Source organism: Streptomyces sp. NPDC001678, assembly GCF_042892945.1.
Lineage (GTDB): Bacteria > Actinomycetota > Actinomycetes > Streptomycetales > Streptomycetaceae > Streptomyces.
Map to the genome: position 1 here is coordinate 56752 of NZ_JBIAUP010000011.1, position 18249 is coordinate 75000.

Annotated in this window: 17 protein-coding genes and 1 pseudogene; 6 read left to right on the forward strand and 12 right to left on the reverse strand. The window is 74.6% G+C overall.

Going from position 1 to position 18249, the window contains the following annotated elements:
* Positions 1 to 165: 165 nt before the first annotated feature.
* Positions 166 to 380 (reverse strand): annotated as a pseudogene (locus tag ACFYZR_RS22715) (HAD family hydrolase); the annotation flags it as partial.
* Between the two features lie 267 nt (positions 381 to 647).
* Positions 648 to 1130, reverse strand: coding sequence for an Lrp/AsnC family transcriptional regulator (locus ACFYZR_RS22720; RefSeq protein ID WP_391913027.1), 483 nt, complete (start codon positions 1128 to 1130; stop codon positions 648 to 650).
* Between the two features lie 329 nt (positions 1131 to 1459).
* Between ACFYZR_RS22720 and ACFYZR_RS22725 the strand changes: the two genes are divergently transcribed.
* Both ACFYZR_RS22725 and ACFYZR_RS22730 read left to right on the forward strand, forming a co-directional pair.
* On the forward strand, positions 1460 to 2956 hold the full coding sequence (locus tag ACFYZR_RS22725) for an FUSC family protein (RefSeq protein WP_391913029.1): 1497 nt from the start codon (positions 1460 to 1462) through the stop codon (positions 2954 to 2956).
* A gap of 217 nt (positions 2957 to 3173) precedes the next feature.
* Positions 3174 to 4232: a lactonase family protein gene (locus ACFYZR_RS22730; RefSeq protein WP_391913031.1), complete on the forward strand. Its 1059-nt coding sequence runs from the start codon at positions 3174 to 3176 to the stop codon at positions 4230 to 4232.
* A 195-nt stretch (positions 4233 to 4427) separates the two neighbouring features.
* On the opposite strand, the gene ACFYZR_RS22735 is transcribed toward ACFYZR_RS22730, so the two are convergent.
* The 3 genes from ACFYZR_RS22735 to ACFYZR_RS22745 all read right to left on the reverse strand — a co-directional run bounded on the left by ACFYZR_RS22735 (position 4428) and on the right by ACFYZR_RS22745 (position 7255).
* Positions 4428 to 5381: a sirohydrochlorin chelatase gene (locus ACFYZR_RS22735; protein ID WP_391913033.1), complete on the reverse strand. Its 954-nt coding sequence runs from the start codon at positions 5379 to 5381 to the stop codon at positions 4428 to 4430.
* A gap of 106 nt (positions 5382 to 5487) precedes the next feature.
* Positions 5488 to 6543, reverse strand: coding sequence for an N-acetylglucosamine kinase (locus ACFYZR_RS22740; RefSeq protein WP_391913035.1), 1056 nt, complete (start codon positions 6541 to 6543; stop codon positions 5488 to 5490).
* A 34-nt stretch (positions 6544 to 6577) separates the two neighbouring features.
* A complete protein-coding gene (locus ACFYZR_RS22745; protein ID WP_391913037.1) occupies positions 6578 to 7255 on the reverse strand; it encodes a uracil-DNA glycosylase in 678 nt (225 codons plus the stop codon).
* 331 nt (positions 7256 to 7586) lie between these two features.
* On the opposite strand from ACFYZR_RS22745, the gene ACFYZR_RS22750 reads away from it, so the two are divergent.
* A complete protein-coding gene (locus ACFYZR_RS22750; RefSeq protein WP_391913039.1) occupies positions 7587 to 8696 on the forward strand; it encodes a PP2C family protein-serine/threonine phosphatase in 1110 nt (369 codons plus the stop codon).
* Between the two features lie 60 nt (positions 8697 to 8756).
* On the opposite strand, the gene ACFYZR_RS22755 is transcribed toward ACFYZR_RS22750, so the two are convergent.
* The 4 genes from ACFYZR_RS22755 to ACFYZR_RS22770 form a co-directional block, all read right to left on the reverse strand.
* Complete coding sequence (locus tag ACFYZR_RS22755; protein WP_391913041.1) at positions 8757 to 10127, reverse strand: FAD-dependent oxidoreductase; 1371 nt, start codon at positions 10125 to 10127, stop codon at positions 8757 to 8759.
* Between the two features lie 111 nt (positions 10128 to 10238).
* On the reverse strand, positions 10239 to 10856 hold the full coding sequence (locus ACFYZR_RS22760; RefSeq protein ID WP_391913043.1) for a TetR/AcrR family transcriptional regulator: 618 nt from the start codon (positions 10854 to 10856) through the stop codon (positions 10239 to 10241).
* A 152-nt stretch (positions 10857 to 11008) separates the two neighbouring features.
* Complete coding sequence (locus ACFYZR_RS22765; RefSeq protein ID WP_391913045.1) at positions 11009 to 11881, reverse strand: undecaprenyl-diphosphate phosphatase; 873 nt, start codon at positions 11879 to 11881, stop codon at positions 11009 to 11011.
* Between the two features lie 146 nt (positions 11882 to 12027).
* Positions 12028 to 12762 (reverse strand): TVP38/TMEM64 family protein, encoded by a 735-nt coding sequence (locus ACFYZR_RS22770; RefSeq protein WP_391913047.1) that lies wholly within the window; start codon positions 12760 to 12762, stop codon positions 12028 to 12030.
* A gap of 348 nt (positions 12763 to 13110) precedes the next feature.
* Here ACFYZR_RS22770 and ACFYZR_RS22775 point away from each other — a divergent pair, with 348 nt between their 5' ends.
* Both ACFYZR_RS22775 and ACFYZR_RS22780 read left to right on the forward strand, forming a co-directional pair.
* A complete protein-coding gene (locus ACFYZR_RS22775; protein ID WP_391913049.1) occupies positions 13111 to 14253 on the forward strand; it encodes a GTP-binding protein in 1143 nt (380 codons plus the stop codon).
* Positions 14254 to 14326: 73 nt separating this feature from the next.
* On the forward strand, positions 14327 to 15172 hold the full coding sequence (locus tag ACFYZR_RS22780; RefSeq protein ID WP_391913051.1) for a spermidine synthase: 846 nt from the start codon (positions 14327 to 14329) through the stop codon (positions 15170 to 15172).
* A gap of 89 nt (positions 15173 to 15261) precedes the next feature.
* Here the strand turns inward: ACFYZR_RS22780 and ACFYZR_RS22785 are convergent, their stop codons facing one another.
* On the reverse strand, positions 15262 to 16317 hold the full coding sequence (locus ACFYZR_RS22785; protein WP_391913053.1) for a hypothetical protein: 1056 nt from the start codon (positions 16315 to 16317) through the stop codon (positions 15262 to 15264).
* A gap of 82 nt (positions 16318 to 16399) precedes the next feature.
* Between ACFYZR_RS22785 and ACFYZR_RS22790 the strand changes: the two genes are divergently transcribed.
* On the forward strand, positions 16400 to 16852 hold the full coding sequence (locus tag ACFYZR_RS22790; protein ID WP_391913055.1) for a DUF4442 domain-containing protein: 453 nt from the start codon (positions 16400 to 16402) through the stop codon (positions 16850 to 16852).
* Between the two features lie 156 nt (positions 16853 to 17008).
* On the opposite strand, the gene ACFYZR_RS22795 is transcribed toward ACFYZR_RS22790, so the two are convergent.
* Together ACFYZR_RS22795 and ACFYZR_RS22800 are read right to left on the reverse strand one after the other, a co-directional pair.
* Positions 17009 to 17854 carry a hypothetical protein gene (locus ACFYZR_RS22795; RefSeq protein ID WP_391913057.1) on the reverse strand — a complete coding sequence of 282 codons (846 nt, stop codon included), beginning with the start codon at positions 17852 to 17854 and terminating at the stop codon, positions 17009 to 17011.
* The gene (locus tag ACFYZR_RS22800) at positions 17851 to 18249 is read right to left on the reverse strand and encodes a hypothetical protein (protein WP_391913059.1); all 399 of its coding nucleotides are present in this window, start codon (positions 18247 to 18249) and stop codon (positions 17851 to 17853) included. Before ACFYZR_RS22800 ends, ACFYZR_RS22795 begins: the two co-directional genes overlap by 4 nt.

Sequence of the window (18249 nt, forward strand, 5' to 3'; positions counted from 1 at the left end):
GGACCTTTTCCTCGTGAATCGGATATGGCGTGCCGATGATCGCACTAGTAACTCGCGAGGAAAAAACGGAATGTACGGTTCATTCCTGCTGGCCGTCGAAGACCCATGCGTAGGCCCGCGCGGCGTCGAACTCAGCCTGGCCGCCCGGGAACAGCAGCCCCGTCACGCCGCCTCCAGGAAGACGTCCGGCTCGGCCTGCCGCGGGCCACCTCCTCGGCCGAGACCACCGCGGCGAAACGATCCGTCAGGCCGACGCGCCTCAGCACCGCTTCGATGGCCCGGAGCGAGGAGCCGGACGCCACGGCCAGCGGCACCCCGGCCGCGTACGGCCGCTCCACATACGCCCGCATCCGGGGGAACGCCTCGGTGCGCGTGCCCGCCTGCACGGCCGCTCCTCGGGCGACGGCCGCACGGCCAAGCGCCCGCACCTCATGCCCCTGGGTGCCGGGCCCGCCCAGGAGGCGTGACCGAGCGCCTCCCGTACTCCCCGGCGCGAGTGCCTGCGGATTCTCGACTCAGGGGCAGACGTCGACGGCAGCTTGCCGGGGGTGGGCGTCGATCACCCTCGCGGGGCGGTCGGGCGCGCACCCCGCCGTCGCCGATGAGCGCGTGAACGCCTGCCGTGCGCAGGGTGGCCGGGCTCCCGGTCAGGTGGAGCGCTGCGCCGCCCGCCCCACCGACTCCACCAGCGGCACCATCCGGTACGGCACCCGCTCGCGCAGCACCATCTCGGTCCGCGTCCGCACCACGCCGGGCAGCTGCACCAGCCGCTGGATCACATCCTCCAGATGCGCCGGGTCCCGCGCGACGACGCGGGCCATCAGATCGCCGCCGCCCGTTATCGAGAACGCCTCGATGATCTCCGGTACGCCGCCGAGCTCGTTCGCCACGCCGTCCAGATGGCCCTGGGTGACCTCGATGTGGACGAACGCCAGCACCGGGTGGCCCAGTGCGGCGGGGGAGAGGCGGGGGCCGGTCCCGGTGATCACACCGTCGCGCTCCAGCCGGTCGAGCCGCGCCTGGAGGGTGCCGCGCGCGATCCCCAGCAGCCGCGCGTACTCCCGCGCGCTCGTCCTCGGCCGCTCCAGCAGCATCCGCAGGATTCTGGCGTCCAGCGCGTCCACGGCCATGGGCCACCGGCTCCCTCGTGGTCGTTCGTCCCGGCCCGCACTGTACCAATGGCCCAGTCGGCCGGGGTGGAGCCGCTCGGCCCCGTGGAACACGGCCAATGGCCCGCTCGTGGCGCAGCTACTGGGCGTTCTGCTGGGCCAATGGCTCAGTTTTTCCCGGCACTCTTGAGCCAACCGCCGAAGTGATGGTGTGATGGTCCGGTCGATGGCGCTGCGGATTCCCGCGGCGCCTTTTTCATGCCGGGTTTCCCATGGCTCCGCGCCGGGAGCCGCGGCGGTTTCGCATCAGGACGTCGAAGGGGCGGTAATCAGTGCTGAAGAGGGCGTTCGTGGCACCCGATCCGGGCCGGGCCAGGCTGCGGACCGCCACCCGCGCCGTGCTGGGCGTGGGCCTCGCGGTCACCGTCGTGGCACTGTCCGGGCTGCCGCTGACGGCCTCCATCACCGGCGGGCTCGCGGCGCTGCTCGCGTTGTTCACGGTCGCCGACCCGACCGCCCGCCGCCAGACGGTCACCACCGCCCTGCTGCCCGCCGTCGGCCTGCCCGTCCTCGCGCTGGCGACGGCCCTCCACGGGCTGCCGCTCGTCCGGGACGCGGCCTTCCTCGCCGTCGTCTTCTGCGGGGTGTACGCCCGCCGCTGGGGCCCCCGGGGCAACGCCCTCGGGATCTTCGGTTTCATGATGTTCTTCGCGACGCAGTTCCTCCACGCCGTCCCCGCCCAGCTGCCGCACCTGTACGCGGCGGTGCTCCTGGGCCTGGCGGCCGCCGGCGGCGTCCGCTTCGTGGTCTGGCCCATCGAGCGGCGCACCCCGCCGCCCGCGGCCCCGGCACCCCTCGCCGTCCGGGGCCTCGCGCGCGCCACCACCCGGCAGGCCTTCCAAGCCGCCCTCGCCTGCGGCCTGGCCCTCGCCGTCGGCCAGCTGGTCTCCCAGGAACGCTGGTACTGGGCCGTCGGCACGGCCTGGTGGATCTTCGTCAACACCGCCTCGCGCGGGGAGACCCTGGTCCGCGGCTTCCGCCGCGTAGTCGGCACCCTCGCGGGCATCGCCGCGGGCCTGCTCGTGGCCGTGCCCCTGCACGGCGCGCCCGCGCCCACCGCCGCCCTGGTCGCCCTCTGCGTCTTCGGGATCTTCTACACCGCCGCCCCCTCCTACAGCTGGATGATGTTCTTCGTGACCGTCATGGCCGGCCTGCTGTACGGGCTCCTCGGCGTGCTCCACCCCGGCCTGCTGGCACTGCGCTTCGAACAGACCCTCGTGGGCGCGGCGGGCGCGGCCGTCGCCGTCGCCGTCGTCCTGCCCGTCACCACGCACGCCGCCACCGACGCCTGGATCCAGCGGGCCCTGCTGGCCGTGCGTCACTGCACGGCCGAGTCCGCGCGCCGGCTGGCCGGCGACGAGACGGCCGACCCCGCCCCGCACGTCGCCGAACTGGAGCTCCTCCTGACCAAGGTGCGGGTCTCCCTCGCCCCGCTGCTCCACCCGCTCAGCCCGCTGCGGGCGCGTCGCGAGCGGGCCCTGGCGGTCCTCGCCCACCTCGACGACTGCGCCCGGCAGGCCCGCGGCCTGGCGGAGGTCGCCGCAGATCCGGCCGCCTCCCACGACGCCCGGCTGACCGCCGCCTGCGACCGCGTCGAATCCGCGCTGCTGGCCCTCGCCGGCCCCGGCGAGACACCCTGGGCCACGGCCGGGCCCGGCGCGGCCCCGCACCACCACCCCGGTGCCGAGACCGCCCTCGCCCACCTGCGCGATCTGGAGGCGTCCCTGGCCTCGCTGGCCGCGCCGCTGCGGGAAGGGCCGCGCGGGGTCTTCGCCCCCGCCGCCTGAGCGGCCCCGCCCCCGGGCCCTGCCGCCGTGCGGAGCCCTGAGTCCTGAGCCTCGAGCCCCGAGTCCTGAGCCGTGAGCCGTGAGCGGGCGGCGCGCCGGACCGGGGCCCGGCCGGTCGCGGCGTTGTCAGTGCCGCCGTGTAGCGTCGGAGCCACTGATAGTGATCGGTGCTCGACGGGCCACGACGGACCCGCCGGGCCGTGAGGGGGAAGACGGCATGGCGAACGGCAGCGAAGGACACCGGCGCCGGTGGGCGTACATCGGCTCGTTCACCGAGGCGGGCGGCGCAGGCCTGACCGTCGCCGAGGTCGACGCCGTGACGGGCGCGCTCAGACCCGTCCACGCCACCGACGAGGTCGTGAACCCCTCGTACCTCGCGCTCTCGCCCGGGGGCGACGTGCTCTACGCGGTCAGCGAGACCGACGAGGGGGCCGTCGCCGCGTTCTCCCTCGCGGATCCCGCGCGGCCCGCGCTCCTGGGCCCGCCCGTTCCCGTCCGGGGCGACGGGCCCACCCACCTGGCCACCGCCGGCCCGTGGCTGCTCACCGCCAACTACGGCTCCGGCAGCGTCAGCGCGCTGCCCGTGCGCGTGGGCGGGGCCCCGGGCGCCCCTTCGGCCGTGTTCCCGCACCAGGGCGGCGGCCCGGTGCCGGACCGTCAGACCGGTCCGCACGCCCACGCCGTGGTGCCCGACCCCACCGGACGCCGGCTGCTCGCGACCGACCTGGGCACGGACTCGGTGTGGATCTACGGGACCGACCCCGTCACCGGCGCCCCCGGCCCGCACGGGGAGGCCCGGCTGCGCCCTGGCAGCGGCCCCCGGCATCTGGTCTTCCACCCGCGTGGCGACCGCGCCTATGTGCTCAACGAGCTGGAGCCGACCGTCACCGTCTGCCGCTGGGACGGGGCGGCGGGGACGTTGGAGCCCTTGAGCGAGACGCGTGTCGTACCGGCCGGGACGGAGGGGCCGACGTATCCGTCCGCTCCCGTGATCTCCGCCGACGGCCGCTTCCTGTGGGTGGCCAACCGGGGCCACGACAGCGTCGCCACGCTCTCCCTCGACCCCACCGGCGACGAGCTCGTGCTGCTCGGCACCGTCGGGTGCGGCGGGCACTGGCCTCGTGACCTGGCCGCCGGCCCGGACGGACGGGTGCTGTACGCGGCCAACGAGCGCTCCGGGGACGTCACCTGGTTCGCCGTCGACCCGGACACGGGCATACCGGCGCGGACGGGCTCGGCCGTGATCGCGGCGGCGTCGTGCGTGGTCTTCGCCTGAGCCGTTGCCTTGCGCTGCCTTGCCTTGCCATCCCATGCGCTGCGCTGCCGCGGAGCGGTCCCTGCCCCGTCCGGGTGCGGTCCTTGCCCCGTACACGGGGTGCGTCCGCAGGTCCGCAGCAGCGCTGTGGGCCGAAAACGCCGGGAGGGGCCTCCGGCGGCGGAGACCCCTCCCGTGGCGGTACGGGCGGCCGGGTTACCGGGCGGCCGGGGCGCCCTGCGCCGTCGGCAGCGTGATGCCGAGCGCGGCCGCGTACGTGGCGAGGACGAGCTTGCCGACCGACGGGTACTCACCCAGCGGCTCGGCGGCGGCGCAACCGGCTTCCTTCGCCGCCATGGCCGTGAGGGTCTCGTCGACCTCGGGGCCGATGAGGCACGGGGCCAGCGCCAGGTTCCGGGAGCCGGAGGAGCGCAGCTGGTCGGCGGCGCGGGCGACGGCGCCGTCCTCGTCCAGCGCGGCGGGCAGCACCGGCACCGCGAGACGGGCGGAGAGCAGCATGCCGGTGATGCCGGCGGACTGCACGGCCTCCTCGCCGCCGACCGTCGCCAGGACGATGCCGTCAGCGGCCGTTGCGACTGTGAACAGTCGGGCGCGGTCGGCGCGGGCCAGCCCGGCCTCCGAGAGGCGGACGTGCAGGGCCTCGGCGAGCAGCGGGTGCGGGCCGAGCGCGTCGGTCAGCTCGCTGGCGCAGCCGCTGTTCAGTACGGCCTGGCGTATGCGGCGGACGACAGCGCTGTCCGGTCCCGCGAGCAGCGGTACGACGACGGCGTCGGGCGCCTGCGCCCAGACGGCGGCGCCCTCCGGGCCCTCGGCGGCCTCGGCCACGGCCATGCGGGCGTCGCGCTGGGCGGCGGCGTGGCCGAGGACGGCGTCCAGGGCGGGGAAACCGTCATCACCGGCGTCGCCGCCCTCGGTGACGTCCACGTAGCCGATGCGCGCGTCGAGGCCCGGAAGCTCCGAGCGGGCGATGCTCAGCAGCTCCTCGGCGAGGCGGCGCGTGGTGGTGTCGGGCGTCCCGGGCACGGCGAGCACCAGCGGGGGAGCGCCCGCCGGAGCGGCCGCGGGCTCCGGCCGCCGGTGCCGCCCGGGCTGACGGGGGCGCGGCATTCGTACTGGCAGGCCCGGCGTGGGCCCTGTGGGGGAGCTCATGGCGTTGCATGCTAGCCGTTCATACGACTCGTCCGTTTGGGTGGGGGTAAATGATCAAGGTCTGTCCGGCTTTATTCGGCGACTCGTCCGTTGGGTGCGGATGTGATCAGCGAACGACGCGCAGCAGTGCGCCGTCCACCGGCAGTGCGAGCGTGTCCTTGGCCAGCGCCGTGGCCACGCGCAACGCCCCCGTGAGGGGGTCGCCCTGGCAGGCCGTCAGTCGGGCTTGCGGAAGTTGCTTTTGCAATTCCTCCTGGACGGGGGAGAGCAGGGGCTCGCCCATACGGAACAGCCCGCCCGTCAGCGCCACCTCGGGTCCCGTCCCCGGCCCCGTCGTCTCCGGCTCCGTCGCCCCCGTCGTCCCCGGCTCCGCAGGTGACGGGCACGCCGCCGCGGCCGCCGCGGCGAGGTGGCGCGCGGCCTCCCGCAGGATGCCCGCCGCGACCGGGTCGTCCGCCGCGCAGCGTCCCACCTCGGGTGCGAAGGAGGCCAGGACGGCGGGCCGGTCCGGCCGGGGGTAGAGCTTTCCGGGCAGCCCGCACGCCGGGCCGAAGACCGCTTCCAGACGGGTCAGCAGCGCCGGTGATCCACCGACCCGCCCGTCGAACGCGCGCATCGCCGCTTCCAGCCCGGCCCGGCCGATCCAGGCGCCGCCACCGCAGTCGCCCAGCAGATGGCCCCAGCCGTCGGCGCGGCGCCAGCGGCCCTCCGGGCCGAGGGCGGTGCCGAGCGCGATCACGCCCGTACCGGCGGCGACGACCACGCCCGGGCGCTGCCCGAGGGCGCCCGCGTAGGCGGTCACGGCGTCGCTGGCCAGCGCCAGCCGCCGGGCGCCCAGTTCGGCGCGCAGCACTCCGGGCAGCACGGCGTGGAGGTCGTCCCCCAGGGTCGCCATCCCGGCGGCCCCCACGCACACGGCGTCGCAGCCCCGCGATCCGGCCTCGTGGAGCAGCCGCCGGGCGGCGGGCAGCACCCGGTCGAGCAGGTCCGGCGCGTCGATGCCACGCCTGCCCGTACCGACCGGCACGGTCGAGGACCAGGTCAGCGCGGAGCCGCCGCCGTCGGCCGGGGCGAGGGCCACCCGCAGGCCCGAGCCGCCCGAGTCGACGCCCAGGACCGTGCCCGCTCTGCCCCTGCCCGCCGTGCCGGTACGAAGCGACATGGCGCGCACCCTATCGCCCGGGCCCGGCCGGGTGTCAGGGCAGTCGCCAGTCGACCGGCGCCATGCCCTGCCGGGCGAGGAGGTCGTTGGTCCGGCTGAACGGGCGCGAGCCGAAGAAGCCGCGGTCCGCCGACATGGGGGAGGGGTGCGCCGACTCCACGCACGGCACCCCGCCCAGCAACGGCCGCAGATTACGGGCGTCGCGCCCCCAGAGCACCGCCACCATCGGCTTGCCCCGGGACACCAGGGCCCGGATCGCCTGCTCGGTGACCTCCTCCCACCCCTTGCCCCGGTGGGCGGCGGGCTTGCGCGGGGCGGTGGTCAGCGCCCTGTTGAGCAGCAGCACCCCCTGCTGGGTCCACGGGGTGAGGTCGCCGTTGGACGGCCGGGGCAGCCCGATGTCCGTGTGCAGCTCACGGAATATGTTCTCCAGGCTGCCCGGGAGCGGGCGCACCTCCGGGGCCACGGAGAAGCTGAGGCCGACGGCGTGGCCGGGCGTGGGATAGGGGTCCTGACCCACGATCAGTACTCTGACGTCGTCGAACGGCTGCTGGAAGGCGCGCAGCACATTCGCGCCCGACGGCAGATAGGTCCGGCCGGCCGCGATCTCGGCGCGCAGGAAGTCGCCCATGGCGGCGATCCGCCCGGCCACCGGCTCCAGCGCCTTGGCCCAGCCCGGTTCGACGATTTCGTTCAAGGGTCTCGCAGCCACGGCTGCCGTGCCTCCCTGTCCTTGCCTGTGGACGGTGTCGCTCTGTCCGGACGGTGTTCGCCGCGTCCGGACGGTGTCGCTGTGTCGACGCCCTCGCGATGGACGCTGGTGCGTGAGGCAAAGATCGTACGCGAGACGGGGGCGCCACCCGGTGGGGATGCCGTGCCGGGGAGCGCGGACCGGCCGGTGCGACGGCGCCGCGCGTCCTGCGGATTCACCCGTCGTGATGCCCGGTACCAAGCACCCGCTTGTCATCCTTTATGACTTAACCTCGGGCGGGCCTTGACGTGTCGGACGGGCGCCCGGGCCGCGGGGAATGTAAGCAGGAAGCATGCGCCTTCAGCACCGCCTGCCGGAGCCCGGCGAGTCGTGGCACCCCAGCCGCGCGCTGATCGCCGTGCCGCTGGGGCTGATCGGCCTGATCGTGGCGGTGGACCTGCTGACCGCGCCCAACATCCACCTCGGCCCCCTGCTGGTCGTGGCCCCCACGATCACCGCGGTGTTCGCCGGCCCCCGGCTCACCGCCCTCATCGGCGCCCTCGCCGTGGTCGCCCAGATCCTCATCGGCGTCTTCCACGGCGGGCTGTGGACGTCCAACCACCAGGCGCAGATCATCTCGCTCGTGGTGATCACCCTGTTCGTCGTGGTCTTCCGCTCCGTCCACGAAGGCCACGAGAAGGCGCTCAGCCAGGCCCGCTGGGTGGCCGACGTCGCCCAGAAGGTCCTGCTCAGGCCGCTGCCGGCCCAGCTGGGCCCGCTGCGGATCGCGTCGGTGTACATCGCGGCGGAGGCCGGGGCGCAGATCGGCGGCGACCTCTACGCGGCCGTACGCACCCCCCGGGGCGCCCGTGTGATGATCGGCGACGTACGGGGAAAGGGGCTGATGGCGGTCGGCGACGCGGCCCTGCTGCTCGGCGCCTACCGCGCGGCCGCCCATCGCGACCCGCCGCTGCCCCGGCTGGTCGCGCACCTCCAGAACGCCGTCTACTCGGAGCCCGAGGAGCCCACCGGCGACACCTCGGCCGGGGAACGGTTCGTCACGGCCGCCGTCCTGGACATCCCCGACGACGAGCAGGTGCTCCGGCTCATCAATTGCGGCCACCCGCCGCCGATCCTGCTGCGCGACGGCGAGCCGACGGAACTGGCGGTACGGGACCCCGCCCTCCCCCTCGGCGTGAACGGCTGCGTCACCGAGGAGGACTACGAGTCCGAGACCTTCCCCTACCGGGACGGCGACCTCCTGCTGCTCTATACGGACGGGGTCATCGAGACCCGTGACCCCGACGGCGTCTTCTACCCCCTCGCCGACCGGCTCCGGGCGTGGCGGGAAACCGACCCCCAGCGGCTCGCCCAGCGGTTGCACAGCGATCTGGTCGCTCACGCGGGCGGCTTCCTGGGCGACGACGTCGCCCTCATCGCCATCGAACGCCGGCCCGCCTGACCGGGCCCATCCCGCCCAGCGGGACGATCGCCCGCGAACCGGCGATGCGACCACCGGCCGTCAGCTCACCGCCCCCTCGCTCGAGCGCGCGGCGTGGAGCAGGCCCTCCCAGTCCGGGATCTTCACCGTGCCCCGGCCCAGCCGCCGTCCCAGCGCGGCCTCGGCCGCCTCGATCCCCAGCCAGCCCGGCCACTCCACCGGCTCCCCGCCGGCCGCGCGCAGCGCGATGAGCGGGTCCTCGGCGGGCTCGGCCGGGCGGCGTGCCAGGAGGGCCCGGGCGTCGGCGAGCAGCGCGCCCGCGGTCTCCTTGGCGCAGGGGCGGTTGGTGCCGATGACACCGGTCGGCCCGCGTTTGATCCAGCCCGCGACGTACTCGCCGGGCGAGGGCGCCCCGTCCCGCAGCACGCGTCCCTGGTCGTGGGGGACGGTGCCGAGGTCCGGGTCGAACGGCAGTCCCGGGATGGGCACTCCGCGGTAGCCCACCGAGCGCAGGACCAGCCGCGCCTCGATCTCCTCGAACCGTCCGGTGCCCACGACGCCGCCGTTCCCGTCCGGCGCCGTCCGCTCGAAGCGCACCGCCCGTACGGCCTCGTCGCCCAGCAGGGCTACGGGCCGCAGGAAGAACCGCAGCCGGATCCGCCGGAGCCCGTCCGCCTCCGGCCGTCCGGCCCACCCCCGCAGTACCTCCACATTGCGGCGGGCGGCCGCGGGCAGCGCGGAGGGGTCGGCCCACGCGGGGTCCAGCGCGGCCTCGTCGGCCCGTACGTGCGCCCCGGCGCCCGGCAGGGCGCCCAGTTCGCGCAGCTCCTTGGTGGTGAACCGGGCGTGGGCCGGGCCCCGCCGGCCCACCATGTGGATCTCCCGCACCCGGCTGGCGGCGAGCGCGGCCAGGGCCGCGTCCGGCACGTCCGTGGGCCGTAGGTCGTCCACGCGGCGCGCCAGCACCCGCGCCACGTCGACGGCCACGTTGCCGACGCCGATGACGACGGCGGAGCGCGCGTCGAGCGCGAACCCGCCGGGCGCGGCGTCGGGGTGGGCGCTGTACCAGGAGACGAACTCGGTCGCCGAGAAGCTGCCCGGCAGGTCCTCACCGGGGATGCCCAGCCGCCGGTCGGTGGCCGCGCCCACGCAGTAGACCACCGCGTGGTAGAGCTCCAGCAGCCGACGCGGTGTCACCTCGCCCGGGCCGTTCCCCACCGCGACGTTGCCGAGGAAGGTCACCCCGGGCAGCTCCAGCGAGGTGCGGAGGTTGTTCTGAAGCGACTTGATCTTCTCGTGGTCCGGGGCGACGCCGTAGCGCACCAGCCCGTACGGGCAGGGCAGCCGGTCGAGCACGTCGACCCTGACGCCCGGCACCGTGTGCTGTTCCACGAGGGACTGGGCCGTGTAGACACCGCTCGGTCCCGATCCGACGACTGCGACGCGAAGCACGGGGGCTCCTTCCCGCGGGTGCGTCCAGGATCGCATCGACGGCCGTTTCACGGCAGGGCAGAAGGGCCACACGGGTGCGGTTCCCCAGGGGTGGAGCGGGCCGGGGGGCCGTCAGACCCCGGGGGCGGGCGGCGGTTCGCCGGGCGGGAAGCCGAGCTCCCAGGCGAGCGCGTACCGCTGGAACAGCTCCGCGCGCAGCCGCTCGGCGGGCATCGGCGCCCCCGGCAGCAGGATCGCCACGACCGAGCCCATCAACAGGGCGCGCAGCAGGCGGTAGTCGGTCTCCGGGTCGGTGGAGCCGTAGCGGGCCATGGTGTCGCGGAGCAGGGCGGCGAGGCGCTGCTGCTCGGGGCACTGGATGAAGCCCTCGGCGGTCAGGATGCCCGCCATATGGGTGCGCATCAGCCTGGGCCGGTCCCGGGCGAGCCCCAGGACAGAGTCGATCGCGCGGGCCAGCAGGTCGTGCCCCTCGCGCGTGCGCGGTTCGCGCTCCAGGCAGGCGGCGAGCTCCAGGTGCATCAGCCGGTGCACGGCGGACTGGAGCAGCTGCCGCTTGCCGGGGAAGTAATAGGAGACCAGCCCGCGCGCCGTACCCGCCCGGTCCGCGATGTCCGCGAGGGTCGTGGCCTCGTAGCCCCGCTCGTCGACGAGTTCGACGGTCGCCCGCAGCAGGCGTTCGATGGAGCGGCGGCGCAATTCCTCGTTGACCGCCGGGCTGCGCGGAGACATTGCTCTTAACTCCTGCGTTGACTGGCTCCGAGCCAATATACTCAGGAGGGTGGCCGGTTGTCCCTCCCGGCGGGCGGGACGGCGGTTCGTCCGCTGATGTCCGGGTCATGCGGGGGATGATCCGGACATCAGCGCTCACGCGTGTCCGGTCGTCAGCCCGAGAGCTCCCCGGCGTGCGGGGCGAGGACGCCCGCGCCGACGAGGGCGAAGAGCAGCAGCCCCAGCAGAATGCGGTAGATCACGAACGGCATGAAGCTCCGGCTCGAAATGAACCGCATGAACCACGCGATGACGGCGTATCCGACGACGAACGCGACGAGCGTCGCGAAGAGCGTCGGCCCCCACGCCGTGTGCCCGTCGCCCGCGTCCTTGAGCTCGAAGAGCCCCGAGGCGAGCACCGCGGGCACGGCCAGCAGGAAGGAGTACCGGGCCGCCGCCTCGCGGGTGTAGCCGATCAGCAGGCCGCCGCTGATCGTGGCGCCCGACCGGGAGACGCCCGGGACCAGGGCCATGGCCTGGCAGAAGCCGAAGACCAGGCCGTCCTTGACGTCGAGCTCCGTCAGCCCCTTGCGCGTGCGTACGGCCCGGTGGCGGCCGCCCGTCGCGTCGCGGGCCGCCAGCCGGTCGGCGACGCCCAGTACGACGCCCATGACGACGAGGGTCGTGGCGATCAGCCGGAGGTCCCGGAACGGGCCCGCGATGGCGTCCTTGAGCAGCAGCCCCAGCACGCCGATCGGGAGCGAGCCGACGATCACCAGCCAGCCCGTCATCGCGTCGTGGTCACGGCGGGCCCGGCGGTCGGTGAGCGAGCGGGACCACGCGGAGACGATGCGCGCGATGTCCCGGCGGAAGTAGATGAGGACGGCGGCCTCGGTGCCTATCTGGGTGATCGCGGTGAACGCCGCGCCGGGGTCCGGCCAGTCCGCGAAGGCGGCGGTCAGTCGCAGATGGGCGCTGGAGGAGATCGGCAGGAACTCGGTCAGTCCCTGTACGAGCCCGAGGACGAGGGATTCGAACCAGCTCATGAAGTCTGCGCCATCCAAAGCGGGGGTCGTGGCGTGGCCCGGAACGGTGGCCCGTGCCGGCGCGGCGCCTTGATCCGGTGGGATGGTCGCAGAATGTCACGCTCGGTCGAACTGGCGTCTGTCGTACCGGCGTTCGTGGCGATAATTCACTCACTGGACGGCCGGGCGTCACCGGTGGTTCGCCCGTCCCGGCGCCCGCGTCGCCGCCAGGCCACGACGACCGCCGCCAGTCCGGTGACGGCCAGGAATCCCGCCGCGGCCAGGAACACGGGGGACGTGGGGGAGGCCGCGCGACTGCCCGCTATGACGTAGGCGGCGGTGTTGGGCGCGCTCCCCAGGGCGGTGGCCAGCAGAAAGGGCGCCCAGCCCATCCGGGAGACCGCGGCGCAGTAGTTCACGCCGGCGAACGGCAGCCCGGGGAAGAGCCGCAGCGCCAGCATCGAACGGAAGCCGTGGAGGCTCAGCTGCCGGTCGGCGGCCGTCAGCCACCGCCCCCGTACCAGGGGCCGCAGGGCGTCCTGCCCCAGTAGCCGGCCCAGCCCGAAGGAGAGCGCCGAGCCCAGCACCGTCCCCACCACGGCCGCCGTCGTGCCGAGCGGCGCGCCGAAGAGGGCGCCCGCCGCCAGGCTCAGCACCGGGCGCGGGACGAACGCCGCCGTGCACAGCCCGTACGCGCCGGCGAAGAGCACCAGTGCCGCCACCCCGCCCGACAGCCGGTCCGGCCAGCCGCCGGTGAGCAGGCGCTCCGGATGGAGGAGCAGCACGGCCACGACCGCCCCGCCGACCAGCGCGACGAGCAGCCCCAGCCGGGCCCGCGGGGACAGCAGCGCACGGGCGCGGCGCTCGGCGGGGCCGGGGGGCGGCGCGGCGGTATCGAGCATCGAAGGAGCGTAACCGACGTGGGCGTATGGACGGTGTGATCTTGGCGAGAAGGCGCAGAAGCAGAAACGAACGGTCATTTTCCGTTCGCCCGCCCGGCCCGCCGGCGTGCGGGGAAACGCAGCGGAAGAGCAGGCGGAAGAGCAGGCGGAAGAGCGGAGGGAAGAGCAGGGGAAAAGCATTCGACGGGCTCAGGGCCGTGCGCGAGCATCGCGCTTGGGGGCCGGGGCGGTCGGGCCCGGGGTACGGGCGACAGTGCCGCCGCGGCGCCCCGCCCACCACGTCCGGAGAGTTCCGGAGAGTTCCGGAGAAGCCCGGAGCGCTTCCGCAGACCCCTGAGAGAAGGAGCCATGACCCAGCAGGCCTATGCGCGCACCAAGCCGCATCTCAACATCGGCACCATGGGCCACCTCGACCACGGCAAGACCACACTCACCCGCGCCATCGCCGCGCGCCTCGGCCGTACCCCCACGCGATGGGTCCCGGCCGGACCCACGGTCGCCACCGCGCACGTCGCCTACGAGACGGACACCCGCCACTACGCCCATGCCGACCTGCCCGGAAACCCGCGCTTCGTCGGGAACATGCTGTCGGGCACCGCCGGGCTCGACGGCGCGATCCTCGTCGTCTCGGCGCTGGAGGGCGTCCGGCCGCAGACCGCCGAGCATCTGCTCCTCGCCCGCCGTGCAGGCGTGGAGCACTTCGTCGTCGCCCTCACCAAGGCCGAGGCGGCCCGGCCCGAGCGCGCCGACGTCGTCGAGGCGGACGTCCGGCGGCTGCTCGCCGCGCGGGGCGGCGACGGCCTTCGCACCCCTGTCGTCCCCGTCGTCCGGGTCTCCGCGCTGGGCGCGCTGCGGGGCGTGCCGCGCTGGACCGCCTCGATCGAGGCCTTGCTCGACGCCGTCGACACCTGCCTGCCCACCCCGGTCCGCTACACGGACGCGCCCTTCCTGCTGCCGGTCGAACGCGTCCTGGTCGTGCCGCGACGCGGGACCGTCGTCACCGGCACCGTCGAGCGCGGCACCGTCCGCCCGCGCGACCTCGTCGAGCTGCCCGAGGGGTACGGCCTCACCCATGTCCTGGGCGTGGAGACCTTCGGCCGCAGCATGGAGCTCGCCCAGGCGGGTGACAGCGTGGCACTGCTGTTGCGCGGCTTGCAGGGAGACGAGGTACGGCGCGGGGACGTGGTCGCCGCGCCGGGCAGTGCCACCGTGCACCGGCGCTTCACCGCCCGGGCGCGGCTGCTGACGGCGGCCGAGGGCGGCCGGCGAACTCCGGTCCGCACCGGCTTCCGGGCCCGCTTCCACCTGCGGACCGCCGAGGTCACCGGGGAGATCGGCCTCGGGCCGCGCGGCAGCGCCGGCCCGGGCGGGAGCGCGGCCCTGACGGTCGGGCTGGACCGCCCGCTCCCGGTGCGGGCCGGACTGCCCTTCGCGATCCGCGAGGGCGGCCGCACCATCGGCACCGGCACGGTGACGGCCGTGGCGGCGTGAGCGGGCGCCCGGCTGACGTGAGCGGGCGCCCGGTAGGGATGGGGAACAGGACAGAAGGGGGAACAATGGGGGAGTGGACGAACCAATACCCGTGACCCGCGAGGTCGACCATGGCACCGCCAAGCTCATGCCCGACGTGGACCGGGCGCGGGCCTGGCTGCTGACCATGGACGGCGCCCCCCAGTCGTACGTCGACCTCGACGACCCCACCCACCTCGAATTCGAGTACGCGCGCCGGATCGCCCACGTCCTCGACACCGTCGCCGAGCCGGGCGGCCCGCTGACGCTGCTGCACCTCGGCGGCGGGGCCCTCACCCTGCCCCGCTACGCGGCCGCGACCCGCCCCGGCTCTCGCCAGCGGGTCGTCGAGGCGGACCGCGGCCTGATCGAGCTGGTCGCCGAACATCTGCCGCTGCCCGCCGGGTCGGGCATCGAGGTGTGCGCCGGGGACGCCCGGGCCGCGCTGGAGGCGGCACCGGCCGGCTCCGCCGACATGATCATCGGTGATGTCTTCGGCGGCTCCAGAGTCCCCGCGCACCTCACGTCCCTGGAGTACGCACACGGCGTCGCGCGGGTGCTGCGGCCGGACGGCCTTTACGTGGCGAACCTCGCCGACGGCGCGCCCTTCGACTTCCTGCGCGCCCAGGTGGCCACGTTCGCGGCCGTCTTCGAGCACCTGTGCCTGATCGCGGAGGCCCCGATGCTGCGCGGCCGCCGGTTCGGCAACGCCGTCCTGGTCGCCGCCCACCACGAGCCGCCGCTCGCCGACCTCGCCCGCCGCACCGCCTCGGACGCGTTCCCGGCGCGGGTGGAGCACGGGGCGGCCCTGGAGCGGTTCGCCCGCGGCGCGGTGCCGGTGCGCGACGCGGACGCGGTGGCCTCGCCGGAACCGCCGGGCGGGGCGTTCACGGTCGGCTGAGCGCGTACGGGCCGTACGGCTCGTACGGCCCGTACGCGCTCCCCGGGCAGGGCGCGTCCCTCAGGATCCGTCAGGTCCGTCAGGATTCGTCAGGAGGAGACGAGCGGCCTGAGGGTGCTCATGACCTTCTTGACGGTGTCGTCGGAGACCTCCCGCTGTCCGCCCTTGACGCCGGAGAAGACCCAGACGGCGAAGTCGCCGTTGGTGTCCTTGAAGGCCACGCTGAAGGCCTTGCCGTCGCTGGAGCACTTGTTGGCCTGGGGCACGCCGGTCACCGTGGTGGTCGCGGTGGCGCCGCTGATGCCGTGGTCGCTCTTGAAGGGCGTGGCCTTGCCGATGTCGTACTTGCCCTGCTTCTTCTGGTCGAACATCGCCCACGCCCAGGCCGCCGCCTCGTTCTGGGCGGCCTCCTCCACGCTCTTCGCGCCCTGGCCGCCCTTGGTGCCGGCGATCCCGGAGGAGTAGGTGTCGTCGGTGCCCCGGTCGTTCTTGACCGAGCACTGCTCCCGCTGGAAGTAGGCGGGCGAGGACATGGCCTCGGCCAGCTTCATGCCCGACTTGTCGGCCTCGTCGCCGATCCGCACGGCCGCCCCGTCCTGGGGCACGTCCCAGTCGGCGGGGACGTCGAAGGCGAGGTGCCGCTTGGAGTTGACGACGACCTTCCAGCCGTCGACCACGGGCTTGACGCCGCCACCGGCCCGCGGATTGTCCAGCGGCGCCTGGGAGCCCGCGGCGGGCGACGGGGCCTGGGCGGACGCCGAGGGCTTGGTGTCCTTCGCGGCGGGCGCCGGGTCGTCCTTGCCGCCGTCGTCCTTGAGGACCAGGAAGCCGGTGACGCCGGCCGCGATCACCACCGCCGCCGCCACGGAGATCGCGATCACCGTGGTGCGCTTGTCCCGGCCGCCGCCCCCGCCCTGCGGCTGCGGAGCGCCGGGCGCCCCCGGCGGCGTCCACTGGGGGGCGCCGGGCGGCGGGGTGGGCGGCGCCCCGGCGGGCTGCGTCGCGTAGGGATTGGGCTGCTGGTAGCCCGGCTGCTGATAAGGGTTGCCGCCCTGGGGTTGACCCGGCACCTGCTGTGCGTACGGGTTCGCGTTCGGGTCCTGCGGGTTCTGCCCGCCCCCGGGCTGCTGCTGTCCTGGCCACATGGCCGACAACCATAGAGGCCGCGGGTAACGGTTGTGGTCGTCACCCCTTCCCGATCGTGCTACCGATTGGTAACTTACCGGCATGTCACAGACCACGCCCTCGATCGGCGACGCCCTCGCGGCCACCGTGCCCATGGTCCGCACCCTCAACCTCGTCTTCGACGAGATCACCGCCGAGCGCGCGGTCCTCCGGCTGCCCGACCAGCCCGACTACCACAACCACGTCGGCGGCCCGCACGCCGGCGCGATGTTCACCCTCGCCGAGTCCGCCAGCGGCGCGATCGTCCTCGCCGCCTTCGGCGACCAGCTCTCCCGCGCCGTACCGCTGGCCGTCAAGGCCGAGATCGGTTACAAGAAGCTCGCCATGGGCCCGGTCACCGCGACCGCCGAGCTCGGCCGCCCGGCCGCCGAGGTCGTCGCCGAACTGGACGCGGGGCAGCGCCCGGAGTTCCCGGTGCGCGTCTCCATCGCCCGCGAGGACGGCGCGGAGACGGGCGAGATGACGATCTGGTGGACGCTGCGGCCCAACAAGTAGCTGCCGCCAGAAGTAGCTGCTGCCCTGAGAGGGAGCTGATACCGACCGGCGAGACGTCCGTGGCGGCCCGGCCGCGATCCACCGCTCCGGCGCGGCCACGGACACACGCCGGCGGAAGGCGGCCGGCGGGTGCGCATGCCCCCTCCCCTGGCCGTGTCACAGCAGGGCCGACAGCATCGGGTGGGAGGTGGCGAGGAGGACCAGCCCCGTCGCGGCCGCCGCGAACGGCACGATGCGCAGCGGGCTGACCAGCAGGAAGCCCGCGTGCAGCAGGACGGCCAAGGCGAGAACGACGGGCGCGGGGAGCAGGCCGAGCACGGCGAGTCCGAGGAGGAGTTCGCCCAGGGCCGTGAAGACGGCGACGATGCGGCAGACGGTGCGCGGTGCGGGCCGGAGGAGCAGTGTGCCCAGTGCGGCCTGCTTCGGCCAGGGCAGGAAGTCGCGGTTGCCGGCGGCGGCCTGGGCGGCGTTGTAGACCAGGTTGTCGATGAGGACGCCGCCGTTCATGAAGTGCCGCGACCGCACTTTGCGCAGCCCGGCGACCAGGTACAGCTGTGCGGCGAAGAAGGAGGCGAGCGCCCCGCCCGCCGCCGTCCACGACGGGCCGCCCACTGCCCGGCCCAGGCCCGCCACGGTGAGGCAGCCCGCGAGGATCGCCAGACACACCCCGGCGTACCGGACGCCGCCGTACCGCCGGTTGACGAACACCAGGACCAGGACGGCCGCGGCACACCCGCCGAGAGCCGTGGCCGTGCCGCGCCCTGGGGCGAGCCGTGCACCGACGCACGCGACCGCCAGCGCCCCTCCCGTCGCGAGCATGACGTGCGCGAGGCGGCGGTAGCCGGCGAACGCGGCGGACGACGTCCAGCCGTGGCCGACGCGGTAGACCCGGCCGCCCGGGTAGTTCCGGGCGACGGCGCGGGCGTCGGCCATGACGACGCCGGCGTGCCACACCACGGCGACGGCGAGCAGCAGCCCGGCACCGAAGGCCGCGGTGCTCACGGCGCCCCGCCCAGCGCGTCGGCCAGGACGCGCCATTCGTGCCCGGCGGGCAGCCGGGCCACCCGCAGGCGGTGCCGGCCGGGATCGTAGTGCACCTGCCAGCCGCCGTCGGAGCCGATGATCAGGCCGTGCAACGGCATGTCGAAGCCCGCGCCCTCGAGCAGGTTCCGCAGCTCCAGGACCGTCAGGTAGTGGCCCGTGGGGGCGATCAGCAGCCGGTGAACCGGCAGCACGGTCAGGTCGTCGGGCCCGGACCACAAGTAGCCCTTGGCCGAACCGGAGTACATGCCCCAGGAGAACGGGCGGTTCGGCGAGATCCGCGCTCCCCACACGACGAACGCGGCCAGCAGCACCACGGATGCGGCGGTCAGCGCGGTGGAGGCCCAAGCAGGCAC

Coding starts and splice junctions, on each gene's coding strand:
- ACFYZR_RS22720 (WP_391913027.1), bottom strand. CDS start 1,130: ATGGCCGTGGACGCGCTGGACGCCAGAATCCTGCGGATGCTGCTGGAG.
- ACFYZR_RS22730 (WP_391913031.1), top strand. CDS start 3,174: ATGGCGAACGGCAGCGAAGGACACCGGCGCCGGTGGGCGTACATCGGC.
- ACFYZR_RS22735 (WP_391913033.1), bottom strand. CDS start 5,381: ATGAGCTCCCCCACAGGGCCCACGCCGGGCCTGCCAGTACGAATGCCG.
- ACFYZR_RS22740 (WP_391913035.1), bottom strand. CDS start 6,543: ATGTCGCTTCGTACCGGCACGGCGGGCAGGGGCAGAGCGGGCACGGTC.
- ACFYZR_RS22750 (WP_391913039.1), top strand. CDS start 7,587: ATGCGCCTTCAGCACCGCCTGCCGGAGCCCGGCGAGTCGTGGCACCCC.
- ACFYZR_RS22760 (WP_391913043.1), bottom strand. CDS start 10,856: ATGTCTCCGCGCAGCCCGGCGGTCAACGAGGAATTGCGCCGCCGCTCC.
- ACFYZR_RS22765 (WP_391913045.1), bottom strand. CDS start 11,881: ATGAGCTGGTTCGAATCCCTCGTCCTCGGGCTCGTACAGGGACTGACC.
- ACFYZR_RS22770 (WP_391913047.1), bottom strand. CDS start 12,762: ATGCTCGATACCGCCGCGCCGCCCCCCGGCCCCGCCGAGCGCCGCGCC.
- ACFYZR_RS22775 (WP_391913049.1), top strand. CDS start 13,111: ATGACCCAGCAGGCCTATGCGCGCACCAAGCCGCATCTCAACATCGGC.
- ACFYZR_RS22785 (WP_391913053.1), bottom strand. CDS start 16,317: ATGTGGCCAGGACAGCAGCAGCCCGGGGGCGGGCAGAACCCGCAGGAC.
- ACFYZR_RS22790 (WP_391913055.1), top strand. CDS start 16,400: ATGTCACAGACCACGCCCTCGATCGGCGACGCCCTCGCGGCCACCGTG.